The organism is Candidatus Accumulibacter sp. ACC005, from assembly GCF_907163215.1.
GTDB lineage: Bacteria > Pseudomonadota > Gammaproteobacteria > Burkholderiales > Rhodocyclaceae > Accumulibacter > Accumulibacter regalis.
Genome location: NZ_CAJQUB010000006.1, coordinates 1 through 15,014, shown reverse-complemented (window position 1 = coordinate 15,014; position 15,014 = coordinate 1). Strand labels below are relative to the sequence as shown.

The following is a 15,014-nucleotide window of genomic DNA, read 5'->3' as shown; positions in this document are numbered from 1 at the left end:
TGGCGAGCGTTCCCGCTTCCGCATTTTCTACTCTCGGAGCATAAGTTGGCACGTCGCAGAGTCGTTATCACTGGCCTTGGAATTCTTTCTCCGGTTGGCAATTCCGTTGAAACGGCCTGGCAGAACATCATTGCTGGACGCTCTGGCATTGACCGGATCACCCGTTTTGATGTTTCCAGCTTTCCCGTGCAGATCGCCGGCGAAGTGCGCGACTTCGACATTGGCCAGTACCTCTCGGTCAAGGAAGCGCGGCGCATGGACGTTTTCATCCATTACGGTATGGCGGCCGGCATTCAGGCGATCCGCGACGCCGGGCTGGAGGCGCAGCCGGCGCAAGCCGAGCGCGTTGGGGTGTCGATTGGTTCCGGGATTGGCGGGTTGCCGATGATCGAAGGAACCTGCGACGACTTTGCCGCCGGTGGCGTGCGCAAGGTGTCGCCGTTCTTCGTGCCTGGCTCGATCATCAACATGATCTCCGGTAACCTGTCGATCATGTATGGCTACAAGGGCCCCAACATCTCGCTGGTCAGCGCGTGTTCGACGGGGACGCACAGCATCGGCGATGCTGGCCGTCTGATCGAGTACGGCGATGCCGACGTGATGATTGCCGGTGGCGCCGAAGGTTGCCTGTCGAAGCTTGGCCTGGGGGGGTTTTGCGCTCCACGCGCCTTGTCCACGCGCAACGACGATCCCCAGACTGCCAGCCGTCCGTGGGACAGGGACCGTGACGGCTTCGTTCTCAGTGAAGGCGCGGGCGTCGTGGTGCTGGAAGAATACGAGCACGCCAAGGCACGCGGTGCCCGAATTTATTGCGAGCTGGCGGGCTTCGGCATGAGCGCCGATGCCAACCACATCACTGCACCGTGCGAAGACGGTGAGGGCGCAGCGCGTTGCATGACCAATGCCTTGCGTAGCGCGGGGCTGAATGCCGATGATGTGCAGTACGTCAATGCACACGGAACTTCGACGCCGTTGGGCGACAAGGCGGAAACCATTGCCGTCAAGCGCGCTTTCGGCGAACACGCGAAGAAGCTGGTCGTCAATTCCACCAAGTCGATGACCGGCCATCTTCTCGGCGCTGCGGGCGGCGTCGAGGCGCTGTTTTCGGTGCTTGCGGTCTACCATCAGATTTCGCCGCCGACCATCAACCTCTTCAGTCCCGGAGAAGGGTGCGATCTCGACTATTGCGCCAATGAGGCGCGTCAACTCAAGATCGATGCGGCAATTTCGAACTCCTTCGGCTTCGGCGGTACAAACGCCACCGTCGTCTTCAAGCGGATCTAGGATTCTGGCGTCCTGACGGGCGGCGTGCGCATGGCATGCATTTTCCGGTGCTCATCGCTTTGCGCCGTTCGCGGCTCCTGTTTGTCCTGAATCTTGTGCTGCATGCCCTGGCTGCGGCTTCTGTGTTGCTCTTGCCGTGGCCGCCGAGCGTCCGTTTGCTGCTGTTGGCGCCGCTCGCCTGGTCGCTGTGGCAGCAGGTATGGCGGCCGTCGAGAGTCATCGGCCTGAGTCTGGCGGAAAGCGGTGCATTGGCCTGTGGATTCGCCAACGGTGAGCAGAACTCCGTACGCGTGCAGCCCGACACCGTTGTCTTCAGCCAGTTGGTTGTCTTGCGCGTTCGCGACAGCGATACGGATCGGCTTGATACGCTGGTGCTGTTGCCGGACAGCATGCCGGCCGCGCAGTTTCGTCTGCTGCGTCTGTGGCTACGTTGGCGGGCGGACGCTAGCGGTCAGTCCGAAGGCGGCGTCTGAGCACCGTGTTGCGCGCGCGCTCCAGCGTGGCGGGATAATTGCGGCTGGAGTGCAATCCTCGGCTTTCGTGCCGCCGCAGGGCGCAGCGAATGATCAGGTCAGCGGTCACCACCAGGTTGCGCAACTCGATCAAATCGTGACTGACCCGGAAAAGCGAGTAGAAATCGTCGATTTCCCGGATCAGCAGGCGGATTCGGTTCTGGGCGCGCTGCAGGCGTTTGGTCGTCCGCACGATCCCGACGTAGTCCCACATGAAGCGCCGCAGCTCGTACCAGTTGTGGGCGATGACGATTTCTTCATCGGGATCGCTGACCCGGCTATCGTCCCAGGGCGGCAGCTCCGGCAGCGGGGCTTCGGCTTGTTCAAGAATGTCATTGGCCGCCGCTTCCGCGAACACCAGGCATTCGAGTAGCGAGTTGCTGGCCAGGCGATTGGCGCCGTGCAGGCCGGTGCAGGAGGCTTCTCCGGCGACATACAGGCCGGCGACATCGGTGCGTGCGCGCAGGTCGGTAAGCACTCCGCCGCAAGTATAGTGCGCTGCCGGAACCACCGGAATTGGCTGGCGGGTAATGTCTATACCCAGTTCCTGGCAGCGGGCCATGATGTTCGGGAAATGCTCGGCGAGGAAGGCGGCTGGCTTGTGCGAAATGTCGAGATAGACACAGTCCAGGCCGCGCTTCTTCATTTCGAAATCAATCGCTCGCGCGACCACGTCACGTGGTGCGAGTTCGGCGCGTGCATCGTGTCTGGGCATGAAGCGCCTGCCGTCAGGGAGCAGCAGCCGTCCGCCTTCACCACGAACGGCTTCCGAAATCAGGAAGGACTTGGCCTGCGGATGGTAAAGGCAGGTCGGATGAAACTGGATGAACTCCATGTTTGCGACGCGGCAGCCGGCACGCCAGGCCATGGCGATACCGTCGCCGGTGGAAGTGTCTGGATTGGTCGTATAAAGGTAGACCTTGCCGGCACCGCCGGTGGCGATCAGGGTGTGTCGGGCGGCCAGTGTCAGTACGTCGCCGTTGGCGGTATCCAGCACATAGGCGCCGTAGCAGCGCCGTTCGCTGAGCCCCAGTTTTTCACCGGTAATCAGATCGACGGCGATGTGCTGTTCGAGAATCGTGATATTGGGATGTTGACGAACCTTGTGCGTCAGGGTGGTCTGAACGGCCAGGCCGGTGGCGTCGGCGACGTGGATCACCCGGCGGGCACTGTGGCCGCCCTCCTGGGCCAGGTGGTAGCCATCCTGGTCGCGGGTGAAAGGGACTCCCTGTTCGATCAGCCAGTCGACCGACCGGCGCCCGTTCTCGATCACGAAGCGCGTCGCCCGGGGGTCGTTGAGCAGCGCGCCGGCGGTAATCGTGTCGCGGATGTGCGCTTCGATCGAGTCGCGATTGTCGAGCACGGCTGCGATTCCGCCCTGTGCCCAACTCGAAGCGCTGTCTTCCAGTGCGCGCTTGCTGATCAGCGTGACCTTGCGCGACGGTGCCAGCCGTAGGGCAGCCGCCTGCCCAGCCAGGCCACTGCCAATGATGAGAACGTCGGAGCAAAGCGCCACGCTGGAGATCCTGCCAGTAAGGGGGTGCAACTATAGCATGTGCGTGGTGGTGCAATAACTCCGCGCATCCCGGCCATTTCCAGGCAGGCGCGGGCGGCTGTCGCTGCTCACGCACTGTTACGATGACAATTGAACGCTTGCGCTATACTTTTGCGCAAATAACGATATTGTCTTCGACAGGATAAGCAGAGAGCATGAGTGAACGCGAGATTGACCAGTTGCTGGTCGAACGCGCACAGGCCGGCGATAAGCACGCTTTCGAGCTTTTGGTCGCGAAATACCAGCGCAAGCTCGCACGCTTGTTGTCGCGTTTCGTACGTGACGCGGCTGAGGTCGACGATGTTGCGCAGGAGGCGTTCATCAAAGCTTATCGCGCTTTGCCGTCGTTTCGCGGTGATAGTGCGTTCTACACCTGGCTTTATCGAATTGGCATCAATACGGCGAAGAACTATCTGGTCGCCCAAGGGCGGCGCGCACCGACATCGACCGAATTTGATGTCCAGGACGCCGAAAATTTCGAGGATGCCAGCCAGTTGCGCGACATCAACACGCCGGAAAGCCTCTTGCAGTCGAAGCAGATCGGCGCGACGATCAATGCTGCAATGGACGGTCTCCCCGACGAATTGCGCAGTGCGATCGTCCTGCGCGAGATCGACGGCTTGAGTTATGAGGAAATTGCGGTGGCGATGAGCTGTCCGATCGGCACCGTGCGCTCACGTATCTTCCGTGCTCGCGAGGCGGTAGCCGAGAAGTTGCGACCGCTGCTCGATACCGCTGCCGACCGCAGGTGGTAGTCATGCGCAACAGACATTTTACGGGGCTTTCGCGGGTGCCTGGCGACGGATCTTGCGTGCATTGCGTTTTGCCCGATGCCCGGCGGCAGCGTGGACGTGTGCCGGGCATCATCGTGAGCGGGAGGTGATTGGACAATGGCCGCTGCGTGGGGGACGGTGTCTGCGGTAGAGGGCGAGCACGCCTTGGTACGCATGGACGAGAGCGGCTGCGGTCGCTGCCGCGAAGTCGGCGGTTGCGGTGGCAACCATCTTGCCAAGCTGTTTTGCGCCACGCCGCGCACTTTCCGGGTACCCAACCCTGAACGGCGCGCGGTGGGTGAGCACGTTCGCGTGCGTATCGGCGCCGGCTCGCTTCGCCGCAGTGCCCTTGCTGCCTATGTCTTCCCCTTGCTGGCGCTGTTGATCGGGGCGCTGGCCGGTTCGGCCTGGGCAGGCGAGCTGGGTGCCATCGGTGGTGCGCTTGCCGGTTTGCTGGTCGGCTGGCTGGGCTTGCGCCGTGCGCAACGGCGTGATGCTGCCGACCCGCGCTGCCAGCCATCGATCACATCTTGATCTTCCTTTCCGCCGTCCCCAGATCCGTTGTATTGCTGCCGGTTTGATCGGCAATGACACTCAGGAGGTATTTGGTGCCATGAAACAGTTGTTTGCGGCTTTCTTGTTGAGCGTTTTTTCGCTGTTTGGGCAAGCCCAGAGTCGCGGCTTGCCCGACTTCACCGAGTTGGTCGAGAAACAGGGGCCGGCGGTGGTGAATATCAGTACCACCCAGACGGCACGTAGCAACGGGCGCGGCGCGCAGCCGTTCCCGTTTGATGAAGACGACCCCATGTTCGAGTTCTTTCGGCGCTTCATTCCCCGCCAGCCGGGAGTGCCCGGTTTCCCGGGTATGCCGGGCGTTCCGGGTGAGCCGCGCGAGTTCCAGAGTCGTTCTCTTGGCTCCGGGTTCATTGTCAGCGCCGATGGTTACATCCTGACCAATGCGCACGTTGTCGATGCCGCAGACGAGATCCTCGTTCGCTTGACCGACAAACGCGAGCTGAAGGCCAGAGTCATTGGTGCCGACAAGCGTAGCGACGTGGCGCTGATAAAGATTGAGGCGACATCGCTGCCGACGGTCCGTCTTGGTGACCCGAATGTGCTCAAGGTCGGCGAGTGGGTCGTGGCCATTGGTTCGCCGTTCGGCTTTGACAATAGCGTGACTGCCGGAATCGTCAGTGCCAAGGGGCGCTCGCTGCCACAGGAGAACTACGTGCCCTTCATCCAGACCGATGTGGCGGTCAATCCGGGCAATTCCGGCGGACCGCTGTTCAATCTCCAGGGCGAGGTGGTCGGCATCAACTCCCAGATCTACAGCCGTTCCGGGGGCTTCATGGGCATTTCGTTTGCCATTCCGATCGACGTGGCGATGGATGTGCAGGCCCAGCTGCGCACGGCCGGCAAGGTCAGCCGCGGCCGCATCGGGGTTGTCATCCAGGAAGTGAGCAAGGAGCTGGCCGAGTCCTTCGGTTTGAATCAGGCGATGGGCGCCGCGGTCAACGCCGTCGAGAGCGGCGGGCCGGCGGACAAGGCAGGTGTCGCCGCGGGCGACGTGATCCTGAAATTCGACGGCAAAACCGTCAATAGCTCCAGCGATCTGCCACGCATCGTCGCCGCGACCGCGCCGGGTAGCAAGGTCAAGATTCAGCTGTGGCGCAAGGGGGCCAGCCGTGAGGTGACCGTGGTGGTCGGTGAGATTCCTGAGGAAAAGCTTGCCGGTCGCGCGACCAGAAGTGGCAAGCCGGCCGAGCGCGCTGCCAATCGGCTCGGCCTGCTGGTCTCCGAACTGACCGCGGAGCAGAAGCGCGAGCTCAAGCTCAACCACGGCCTGTTGATCGACGATGTCCGCGGAAATTCGGCGCGCGCCGAGTTACGGCCCGGCGACGTCATCCTGGCCATCATCTCGCGCGGCACGAGTACCGAGTTGACCGGCGTCGAGCAGTTCAACAAGCTGTTGGCAGCGCTTGACAAATCGGCCAACGTCACCCTGCTGGTGCGGCGCGGTGAGATGCAGACTTTCGTCACCATCAAGGGCCTCAGCGACAGGCGCGCCGAGTGAAGCCGACGACCCGCCTGACGCTGATATCGCGGCGCTACTGCCATCTTTGTCAGGACATGGAAGCGGCCCTGGCAGTCCTTGCGGAGGAGTTGGATTTTGCCGTCGAGGTGCTCGATGTCGACGCCGACGTGGCGCTGGAAAAGCGCTACGACGAATTGGTGCCGGTCCTTCTGCACGATGGCCGCGAGCTTTGCCACTACTTCCTCGAGGTCAGCAAAGTCCGTGATTATTTGAGCGAAATCGGCTAGAATCCGCGCCTTCAGGCAGTTCGACCAAGGGTGCCCACCGGCACCCTTTTTTTCAGGGGCGGCGCGGCCGAGACGGCGCCGACACGAGGTCCATGCAACACATCCGCAATTTCTCCATCATCGCCCACATCGATCATGGCAAGTCGACGCTCGCCGATCGCATCATCCACCTTTGCGGCGGACTTTCCGATCGCGAGATGGAGGCGCAGGTGCTGGACTCGATGGCCATCGAACGCGAGCGCGGGATCACCATCAAGGCCCAGACCGCAGCGCTGCAGTACCAGGCGCGCAGTGGTGAGATCTACAACCTGAACCTCATTGACACCCCGGGGCACGTTGACTTCTCCTACGAAGTGTCACGCTCGCTCTCCGCCTGTGAGGGAGCCTTGCTGGTCGTCGATGCCTCACAAGGCGTCGAAGCCCAGACCGTCGCCAACTGCTACACGGCGATCGAGCTTGGCGTCGATGTCATGCCGGTTCTGAACAAGATCGATCTGCCTTCAGCGACGCCGGACAAGGCGCGTCAGGAAATCGAGGATGTGATCGGCATCGACGCCAGCGAAGCGGTATTGACCTCGGCAAAAACGGGCCAGGGCGTCGAAGACGTCCTGGAAGCGATCATTGCGCGCATTCCCGCACCCAAGGGTGACCCGGAGGCGCCGCTCAAGGCACTGCTGATCGACGCTTGGTTCGACAACTACGTCGGCGTGGTGATGCTGGTGCGCGTCTTCGACGGTACGCTGCGACCGAAGGAGAGGATACGCCTGATGGCCACCGGGTCGACGCACCTCTGCGATCAGGTCGGCGTGTTCACCCCGAAAGCGGTGCCCCGTGACGCGCTGCGCGCCGGCGAGGTCGGCTACATCATCTCCGGGATCAAGGAACTGCAGGCCGCCAAGGTCGGCGATACGGTGACCCTGTTTGATCGGCCGACGGCCAAGGCCTTTCCGGGATTCAAGGAAATCAAGTCGCAGGTCTTCGCCGGCCTCTATCCGGTCGAGTCCAATCAGTACGACTCGCTACGCGACGCCCTCGAGAAGCTGACGCTCAACGATGCCTCGCTGCATTACGAACCCGAGGTCTCGCAGGCGCTCGGCTTTGGTTTTCGTTGTGGCTTTCTCGGCCTGCTGCACATGGAGATCGTCCAGGAACGTCTTGAGCGCGAGTTCGACCAGGACCTGATCACCACGGCACCAACGGTCGTCTATGAAGTACTGCTGCGTGACGGCGGCGTCGTTCAGGTGGAGAACCCGGCCAAGCTGCCGGATCTGTCGAAGACCGAGGAAGTCCGCGAACCGATCATCACCATTACCGTCTTCGTGCCGCAGGACTACCTGGGCAATGTCATTACGCTGTGCAACCAGAAACGCGGCAACCAGGTCGACATGACCTATCACGGTCGTCAGGTGCAACTGGTTTACGAGATGCCGATGGCCGAAGTGGTGATGGATTTCTTCGACCGCCTGAAGTCGGTTTCGCGTGGCTACGCTTCGCTCGACTACGAGTTCAAAGAGTATCGTGCGGCCGACGTGGTCAAGCTCGACATTCTGATCAACGGTGAAAAAGTCGACGCCCTGTCGGTGATTCTGCATCGCAGCAACGCCATCTATCGCGGGCGTGAACTGGCGGCCAAGATGCGTGAGCTGATCCCGCGGCAGATGTACGATGTCGCCATTCAGGCCACCATCGGCGCCAACATCATTGCCCGTGAGAACGTCAAGGCGATGCGCAAGGATGTCACCGCCAAGTGTTATGGCGGCGATATCTCGCGCAAGAGGAAACTGCTCGAGAAGCAGAAGGCAGGCAAGAAGCGCATGAAACAGGTCGGGTCAGTCGAGATTCCACAGGAGGCTTTCCTTGCTGTGTTGCGTGTCGGCAAGTAGAGGGGAGTGAACCAGTGAATTTTGCATTGATCCTGTTGATCCTGTTGCTGGTCAGCGGTGCTGTCTGGGCGGCGGATGCCTTCTTTTTTCGCAAGCGCCGGGCGGTCGACGCCAGCGAGCCGTGGTGGGTCGAGTATGGGGCAAGTTTCTTTCCGGTCATTCTGGTCGTCTTCGTGCTGCGCTCGTTCATCGTCGAGCCATTCAAGATCCCGTCCGGCTCGATGATTCCGACGCTGCTGGTCGGTGATTTCATTCTCGTCAACAAATATACGTACGGAATTCGTCTGCCGGTTGCCAACCTGAAGATCATCGACATTAACAGTCCGCAGCGGGGTGACGTGATGGTCTTTCGTTATCCGGAGGATCCCTCGCTCGACTACATCAAGCGCGTGATCGGTATCCCCGGAGACAAAGTCGCCTACCAGAACAAGAAGCTGACGATCAATGGTTTGCCCGTACCGCTGGAGGAGGTTGAGGATTATCTGCATCCGGAACGGCTGTACTACTCGGAGCAATTCATCGAGAAACTGGGCGACGAGGGACATCGAGTGCTCAATGATCGGGATGCGCCGGCGTTCATTCCCCATCCCGCGCAGTTCCCGAACCGCGGGAATTGCACCTACAATAGCGTCGGCGTGATCTGTACCGTGCCGCCGGGCGAGTATTTCGTGATGGGCGACAATCGCGACAACAGTCGTGACAGCCGCTTCTGGGGCTTCGTGCCCGAAGAGAATATTGTCGGCAAGGCTTTCTTTATCTGGTTGAATTTCAGTGATTTCAAACGGATTGGCTCGTTCGGTTGAGGACTCACACTATGACTATCAAGCGTCAGCGTGGTTTGGCACTTTCCGCTCTCCTGCTGTGGGGCATCGTTATTGGCCTGGTCGCCATCCTCGTCATCCGAGTACTTCCCGACGTGATCGAGTATTTCAAGATTAGGCACGCGGTCAAGGTAGTAGCCGCTGAGTCGTCGGGTAAGACCGTCCCCGAGATTCGGCAGGCGTATGGCCGCTATGCTGAAGTCGAGCATATCAAGACCTTCGGCCCGGCTGATCTGGATGTCTTCAAGGAGGACAACCAGGTGGTCGTTGGCTTTGCCTACGAGAGGCGTATCCCGCTCGTAGGCAATGTCAGCCTTCTGATCGATTTCTCCGGCTCGTCGTCGGCACGCGACTCCGGACAATGACCGAGCGCGGATTCGAAAAGGCGTTCGGTTACAGCTTCCGGGATGGCGAACTCCTGCAGACGGCCCTGACGCATCGCAGCTACTCTTCTCCGCATAACGAGCGCTTCGAATTTCTCGGTGATGCCGTTCTCAATGCGGTTATCGCACGGCGCTTGTTCGAACAATTCCCGACGCTTCCCGAAGGCGATCTGTCGCGGCTGCGGGCCAATCTCGTACGGCAGGACAGCTTGCACCAGCAAGCGCTGGCGCTCTCATTGGGCGACTACCTGCTGCTTGGAGAGGGTGAGCAGAAGAGCGGCGGGCATCGACGCCCGTCGATCCTGGCCGATGCCCTCGAGGCGCTGTTTGGCGCCGTGTGGCTGGACGCCGGTTTCGCCGCGGCCAGCGAAGTGATCCTTCGCCTGTACCAGGACATGCTCGCGCAACTGGCGCCAGGAGAAGGGATCAAGGATGCCAAGACGCGCTTGCAGGAGTACCTGCAGGGCCGACGCCTGGCTTTGCCACAGTACGCGCTGACCAATACTGCGGGCGAAGCGCACGCGCAGCACTTCACGGTTACGTGCACCATCGACGCCCTGCGTGTCTGCAGCGAAGGCAGCGGCAGCACGCGCCGTGCGGCAGAACAGGTGGCTGCTGAACGAGCGCTCGACGCGGTGACCGGCGGATGAGTGAAATCCGCTCCGGACGGATCGCCATCGTCGGTCGCCCAAACGTCGGCAAGTCGACGCTGCTCAACGCTTTGATCGGCGAAAAGGTGAGCATCGTCTCGCGCCGCGCGCAGACCACTCGCCATCGCATTATGGGCATCCTCACCGCGGCAGATGCGCAGTATGTCTTCGTCGATACACCAGGTTTCCAGACCCGGCACGTCAACGCGCTCAACCAGGCGATGAACCGTGGCGTCAGGCAGGCGCTTGCCGAAGTGGACGTCATCCTGTTTGTCGTCGAAGCCTGCCGCTTAGACGACCGTGATCGCGCGGTACGCAAACTGCTGCCCGAAGGCTGTCCGGTGATCATCGTGGTGAACAAGATCGACCAGATCAAGAACAAGGCCGAGCTCTTGCCTTATCTCACGCAACTGGCTGGCGAGGCTGAGTTTACGGCCATCGTTCCGGTCAGCGCGACGCGCCGCGCGCAGCTCGATGCGCTGCTTGGCGAAGTGCGCAAGCACTTGCCGAACGACGAGCTGCTCTTCGCTGAGGACGAGATTACCGACCGCAGCGAGAAATTCCTGGCTGCCGAGTATATTCGTGAAAAGCTCTTTCGCCTGATTGGCGACGAACTTCCGTACGGCGCCACCGTCGAGGTCGAGCGCTTCGTCGTCGACGGTGAGCTGCGCCGCATCAGCGCGGCGATTGTCGTCGACCGTGCCGGACACAAGTCAATTGTCATCGGCAAGGGTGGCGAAGTGGTCAAGCGAATTGCCTCCGAGGCGAGACAGGACATGGAGCGGATGTTTGGCGGGCCAGTCTTTCTGGAAGTTTTTGTCAAGGTCAACTCGGGTTGGGCCGACGATGCGCAATTGCTCAAGAGCCTGGGCTACGAATAGGAAGCATCGTGCCTCGCGGCAAGACGCGCCGAAGAGCTCGATGCTGGCCGGCGAGCAGGCCGGGACGTGAATCCGCGGCACAAGGTCGATGGACAGCCGGCGTTTGTGCTGCATGCCTACCCTTACAGCGAAACGAGCCTCATCGTCGATGTCTTTTCGCGCGACTTCGGGCGTGTGGCGCTGCTCGCGCGTGGCGCGCGCCGGCCGCGCTCGGCCTTGCGTGGCGTGTTGTTGGCTTTCCAGCCGCTTGAAGTCGGCTGGGCGGGTCGGGGCGAGGTGCTGACGCTGATGAAAGCCGAGTGGCGGGGCGGACAGCCCCTGTTGGCGGGAAAAGCGCTGTTTTGCGGCTACTACCTCAACGAACTATTGATGCACCTGCTGCCGCGAGAGGATGCGCATGCTCGCCTTTTCTCGGTCTATGCGGAGACTTTGCGCCGTTTTGCCGCTGGCGCGCAGGAAGCGGACCTGCGCTGCTTCGAACGGGCGCTCCTGCAGGAACTCGGCTACGGGCTGATGCTCGACACCGACGCCGACGGTGTCATGGTAGAGGGCAACGCGCACTACGGCTACGAGATAGAGCGCGGCCCGGTACGCCTTGCCGGGCCGGGCGACTCGCTGCTCGCGGTGAGCGGCAGGACGCTGCTCGACCTGGCGCGGGAGGATTTTTCCGATCCTCGCTCGCTGGCCGAAGCCAAGCAGCTGATGCGCACGCTGATTGGCCACTATACCGGAGGCAGGCCCCTGGCAAGCCGCCGGATCTTCAGGGAGCTACAGGAACTATGATCGAACTTGGCGTCAATATCGACCACGTGGCGACGATCCGGCAGGCGCGCTGTACCTACGAGCCCGATCCGGTCTGGGCGGCGGTCGAAGCGCACCTCGGTGGGGCCGATGGGATCACCATCCACCTGCGCGAGGATAGGCGACACATCCAGGACGCCGACGTCGAGAAGCTACGTGAGCTGGCGCAGATCAAGCTCAACCTTGAACTGGCGGCGACCGAGGAAATGATCGCCATCGCCTGTCGCGTCAAGCCGCAGATGGCGATGCTGGTGCCGGAAGGTCGGCACGAAGTGACGACCGAAGGCGGGCTCGACGTCCTCTCGCAAGAGCCGCGCTGCGCCGGACGGTGGCCCGTTTGGCGGACGCCGGCATCATCAGCAGCGTCTTTATCGACGCCGACCCGGCGCAGGTGGAAGCCGCCGCACGCATCGGTGCGCGCGTCTGCGAGATCCACACCGGCCCTTATGCACACGCTTTCTATACCCAGGGGCGAGACCCCGAAGCCCTGCGGTCCTGGCCGAGATCGAAAAGATCAGCGTCGCCGGGGCGGTGGCGCGCGAGCTCGGCATGCGTTTCAATGCCGGGCACGCGCTCAACTACTTTAACGTCCAGCCGGTGGCGCAGTTGGTCGGCATCCGCGAGCTGCACATCGGCCACGCGATCATCAGCCGGGCGATTTTCGTCGGATTGCGCGAGGCGGTCCGGGAGATGAAACGCCTGCTGCGCGAGGCGCAGGCGCAGGCAACGGCCACATGATCGCGGGTATCGGCACCGACATCGTCGCCGTGGCGCGCCTGGGTGGGCTCTACGAGCGACACGGCCAGCGCGCGCTGGCCAAGCTCTTGTCGGCGCGGGAATGCACGGAATTCGCGCGTGCCACCAGCCGGCGCGCTTCCTCGCCAAGCGCTTCGCCGCCAAGGAAGCATTCGCCAAGGCGCTCGGGATCGGTCTGAGGTCGCCGGTGACGCTGCCGAACATCGCGGTCGTTCATGATTCACTGGGCCGCCCCCTGTTCGAGTACGCAGCACCGCTGGCCACGCTTCTCGCCCAGCGTGGGCTGGTCGCCCACCTCTCGATAAGCGACGAGAACGACTATGCTGTTGCCTTTGTGATCATGGAGCAGGCGGGTACACCATGAATGAGACGAACTCACCCATCCAACGGCCGCTCGGCCCGTTGATGATCGACATTGCCGGGCTTGGCCTGTCAGAGCTCGAACGCCAGCGTCTCTGTCATCCACTGGTCGGCGGTCTGATTCTTTTTTCCCGCAACTACCAATCGCCAGAGCAGCTCGAACAGCTGACCAGCGAAGTCCACGCCCTGCGCGAACCGGCACTGCCGATCGCCATCGACCACGAAGGGGGCCGGGTGCAGCGCTGCCGGCACGGCTTCACGCCCCTGCCGGCGATGCGCCGTCTCGGCGAGTTGTGGGAGCGCGACCCGCGGGCTGCGCTGACGGCAGCCGGCGAGCTGGGCTTATGTTCTCGCTGGCGAACTGCGTGCGCGCGGCGTCGATCTGTCGTTTACGCCGGTACTCGATCTCGACTGGGGGAGAAGCAGCGTCATCGGTGATCGTTCCCTGCATGGCGACCCGGCGGTTGTTGTCGAGCTGGCGGCGGCGTTCATCGCCGGATTGCGCAGTGCCGGCATGGCCGCCTGTGGCAAGCAACTTTCCGGGCACGGCTGGGTCGAGGCCGATTCGCACGTCGACCTGCCCGTGACACGCGTCGGCTGGACGAGCTGGCGCCCGACCTCGAACCGTACCGGCGCTTGCCGCTCGATGCGGTGATGCCGGCGCACGTGATCTACCCGCAGGTCGATTCCCGCCCGGCGGGCTTCTCGCCGGTCTGGATACGTCTGCTACGCGAGGAACTGGGTTTCGACGGGGTGATCTTCAGCGATGATCTGTCGATGGCCGGGGCCAGCGTCGCTGGCGACATCGTCGCGCGTTGCACGGCCGCCTGGGACGCCGGTTGCGACATGTTGCTGGTGTGCAATACGCCGGAATCGGTCGGCGACCTGCTGGCCCGCTGGCGACCGGTCGCCGACCCGCAGCGCGCCGCACGGGTCGAGCGCCTGTCCCCGCTGACCCGGGCCGTCGATTGGACCAGCCTGCAGCAGGAAGACGTTTATCAGGCCGGGATCAAGGCCGCGCGAGAACTGTCGGCCTGAGGAAGAGAACGGGCAGCCGAGGCGGGGGCCTCTCGCCGATGGCAAGCGGTCGCCGCGTGGCGGATGGCTAGCGAACGCGCGAGCGGTATTCGTTGGAGCGGGTGTCGATATCGATCTTGTCGCCGATCTCGACGAAAGCGGGGACCGGCAGCTCGAAACCGGTGGCCAGACGGGCCGGTTTCATGACCTTCCCCGAGGTGTCACCTTTCACTGCCGGCTCGGTATACACGACTTCGCGAACGACGCTGCTCGGCAGGTCGACCGAGATCGCCTTGTTGTTGTAGAAGACTGCCTCGCAGGCCATACCATCTTCGAGATAGTTGAGCGCGTCGCTCATGCAGTCGGCTTCGATTTCATACTGGTTGTACTCGGCGTCCATGAAAACGTAGAGCGGATCGGCGAAGTACGAGTAGCTGACTTCCTTGCGCTCGAGCTGGATGACGTCGAACTTGTCGTCGGCGCGATAGACGGTTTCGCTGGGGGAGTCGGTGAGCAGATTCTTCATCTTCATCTTGACCACCGATGCGTTGCGACCGGATTTGACGTACTCGGTCTTCAGAACCACCATCGGGTCATTGCCGACCATGAAGACATTGCCGGCGCGAAGCTCTTGTGCTGTTTTCATAGCGCATTCCAGAAAACGGTTGGGGAAAACCCAAAATTATAGCCTGGAACGGGCAAAGCGCAGCAGGCGAGTGCTCAAATCATCCTCTCTGGCGAGTGCCTTTTGCCACCGTCGCGCGTGCTCGCGCAGCGTCGGCAGACACAACGCGAAGTTCTGCCAGTGCGCGCCGTCGACGTGCCCCACGTTCCACGCCTGCCAGAATTCGCGCACGGCGGTCGCGCTCACTGCGGGCAGGTCGGTGCAGTAGAGGTCCAGGAAAGCGTCGAGCTTGGCAAGATGGGCGCTCTCGTGCTGCGGGTAGATGTGCCAGACCATTGACCGCGCTGCCCATTGCGCCCGCACGAAGGAATCCTCGCCGCGGACGAAGTTG

General features: G+C 62.2%; 15 protein-coding genes and 3 pseudogenes. 15 read left to right on the top strand and 3 right to left on the bottom strand.

Annotated features, from left to right (window positions below; genetic code table 11):
- Nucleotides 1-45 precede the first annotated feature (45 nt).
- Nucleotides 46-1,284: a beta-ketoacyl-ACP synthase II gene (gene fabF, locus QZ613_RS07290; protein ID WP_291903427.1), complete on the top strand. Its 1,239-nt coding sequence runs from the start codon at nucleotides 46-48 to the stop codon at nucleotides 1,282-1,284.
- A gap of 35 nt (nucleotides 1,285-1,319) precedes the next feature.
- The gene (locus tag QZ613_RS07285; RefSeq protein ID WP_291922507.1) at nucleotides 1,320-1,757 is read left to right on the top strand and encodes a protein YgfX; all 438 of its coding nucleotides are present in this window, start codon (nucleotides 1,320-1,322) and stop codon (nucleotides 1,755-1,757) included.
- On the opposite strand, the gene nadB is transcribed toward QZ613_RS07285, so the two are convergent.
- Nucleotides 1,729-3,312, bottom strand: a complete 1,584-nt coding sequence (gene nadB, locus QZ613_RS07280; RefSeq protein ID WP_291866526.1) for an L-aspartate oxidase — start codon at nucleotides 3,310-3,312, stop codon at nucleotides 1,729-1,731. The two genes, QZ613_RS07285 and nadB, sit on opposite strands and share 29 nt — an antisense overlap.
- A 194-nt stretch (nucleotides 3,313-3,506) precedes the next feature.
- On the opposite strand from nadB, the gene rpoE reads away from it, so the two are divergent.
- From rpoE to nagZ, 13 genes and pseudogenes are all read left to right on the top strand, one after another.
- Nucleotides 3,507-4,106 carry an RNA polymerase sigma factor RpoE gene (rpoE, locus tag QZ613_RS07275; protein WP_291866523.1) on the top strand — a complete coding sequence of 200 codons (600 nt, stop codon included), beginning with the start codon at nucleotides 3,507-3,509 and terminating at the stop codon, nucleotides 4,104-4,106.
- A 135-nt stretch (nucleotides 4,107-4,241) separates the two neighbouring features.
- Entirely contained in the window at nucleotides 4,242-4,658 is a 417-nt protein-coding gene (locus tag QZ613_RS07270) for a SoxR reducing system RseC family protein (RefSeq protein ID WP_291903433.1), read from the top strand.
- Between the two features lie 79 nt (nucleotides 4,659-4,737).
- Nucleotides 4,738-6,198 carry a DegQ family serine endoprotease gene (locus QZ613_RS07265; RefSeq protein ID WP_291866517.1) on the top strand — a complete coding sequence of 487 codons (1,461 nt, stop codon included), beginning with the start codon at nucleotides 4,738-4,740 and terminating at the stop codon, nucleotides 6,196-6,198.
- Nucleotides 6,195-6,446, top strand: a complete 252-nt coding sequence (locus QZ613_RS07260) for a glutaredoxin family protein (RefSeq protein WP_291866513.1) — start codon at nucleotides 6,195-6,197, stop codon at nucleotides 6,444-6,446. Before QZ613_RS07265 ends, QZ613_RS07260 begins: the two co-directional genes overlap by 4 nt.
- Nucleotides 6,447-6,538: 92 nt before the next feature.
- The gene (lepA, locus tag QZ613_RS07255; protein ID WP_043568600.1) at nucleotides 6,539-8,329 is read left to right on the top strand and encodes a translation elongation factor 4; all 1,791 of its coding nucleotides are present in this window, start codon (nucleotides 6,539-6,541) and stop codon (nucleotides 8,327-8,329) included.
- A gap of 14 nt (nucleotides 8,330-8,343) precedes the next feature.
- Nucleotides 8,344-9,132, top strand: coding sequence for a signal peptidase I (gene lepB, locus QZ613_RS07250; protein WP_043568603.1), 789 nt, complete (start codon nucleotides 8,344-8,346; stop codon nucleotides 9,130-9,132).
- 11 nt (nucleotides 9,133-9,143) lie between these two features.
- Nucleotides 9,144-9,515: a DUF4845 domain-containing protein gene (locus QZ613_RS07245; protein WP_043568607.1), complete on the top strand. Its 372-nt coding sequence runs from the start codon at nucleotides 9,144-9,146 to the stop codon at nucleotides 9,513-9,515.
- On the top strand, nucleotides 9,512-10,183 hold the full coding sequence (rnc, locus tag QZ613_RS07240) for a ribonuclease III (RefSeq protein ID WP_043568611.1): 672 nt from the start codon (nucleotides 9,512-9,514) through the stop codon (nucleotides 10,181-10,183). The genes QZ613_RS07245 and rnc overlap by 4 nt, the downstream gene beginning before the upstream one ends.
- On the top strand, nucleotides 10,180-11,064 hold the full coding sequence (gene era / locus QZ613_RS07235) for a GTPase Era (protein ID WP_043568616.1): 885 nt from the start codon (nucleotides 10,180-10,182) through the stop codon (nucleotides 11,062-11,064). The genes rnc and era overlap by 4 nt, the downstream gene beginning before the upstream one ends.
- Before the next feature lie 66 nt (nucleotides 11,065-11,130).
- Entirely contained in the window at nucleotides 11,131-11,847 is a 717-nt protein-coding gene (recO, locus tag QZ613_RS07230; RefSeq protein ID WP_043568618.1) for a DNA repair protein RecO, read from the top strand.
- Nucleotides 11,844-12,603 (top strand): annotated as a pseudogene (locus tag QZ613_RS07225) (pyridoxine 5'-phosphate synthase). Before recO ends, QZ613_RS07225 begins: the two are co-directional and overlap by 4 nt.
- Nucleotides 12,600-12,985, top strand: a pseudogene (gene acpS, locus QZ613_RS07220) (holo-ACP synthase). Before QZ613_RS07225 ends, acpS begins: the two co-directional pseudogenes overlap by 4 nt.
- Nucleotides 12,982-14,019, top strand: a pseudogene (gene nagZ, locus QZ613_RS07215) (beta-N-acetylhexosaminidase). The pseudogenes acpS and nagZ overlap by 4 nt, the downstream one beginning before the upstream one ends.
- Nucleotides 14,020-14,086: 67 nt before the next feature.
- On the opposite strand, the gene efp reads toward nagZ, so the two are convergent.
- A complete protein-coding gene (gene efp / locus QZ613_RS07210) occupies nucleotides 14,087-14,644 on the bottom strand; it encodes an elongation factor P (protein WP_043568628.1) in 558 nt (185 codons plus the stop codon).
- A gap of 36 nt (nucleotides 14,645-14,680) precedes the next feature.
- The coding region (gene earP, locus QZ613_RS07205; protein WP_291981895.1) for an elongation factor P maturation arginine rhamnosyltransferase EarP at nucleotides 14,681-15,014 on the bottom strand (334 nt) is incomplete at its 5' end.

Bases quoted from the DNA above. Each gene is read 5' to 3' on its own strand.
- QZ613_RS07265 (WP_291866517.1), top strand. From the start codon at position 4,738: ATGAAACAGTTGTTTGCGGCTTTCTTGTTGAGCGTTTTTTCGCTGTTT.
- rnc (WP_043568611.1), top strand. From the start codon at position 9,512: ATGACCGAGCGCGGATTCGAAAAGGCGTTCGGTTACAGCTTCCGGGAT.
- era (WP_043568616.1), top strand. From the start codon at position 10,180: ATGAGTGAAATCCGCTCCGGACGGATCGCCATCGTCGGTCGCCCAAAC.
- efp (WP_043568628.1), bottom strand. From the start codon at position 14,644: ATGAAAACAGCACAAGAGCTTCGCGCCGGCAATGTCTTCATGGTCGGC.
- lepA (WP_043568600.1), top strand. From the start codon at position 6,539: ATGCAACACATCCGCAATTTCTCCATCATCGCCCACATCGATCATGGC.
- QZ613_RS07245 (WP_043568607.1), top strand. From the start codon at position 9,144: ATGACTATCAAGCGTCAGCGTGGTTTGGCACTTTCCGCTCTCCTGCTG.
- QZ613_RS07285 (WP_291922507.1), top strand. From the start codon at position 1,320: ATGCATTTTCCGGTGCTCATCGCTTTGCGCCGTTCGCGGCTCCTGTTT.
- rpoE (WP_291866523.1), top strand. From the start codon at position 3,507: ATGAGTGAACGCGAGATTGACCAGTTGCTGGTCGAACGCGCACAGGCC.
- QZ613_RS07270 (WP_291903433.1), top strand. From the start codon at position 4,242: ATGGCCGCTGCGTGGGGGACGGTGTCTGCGGTAGAGGGCGAGCACGCC.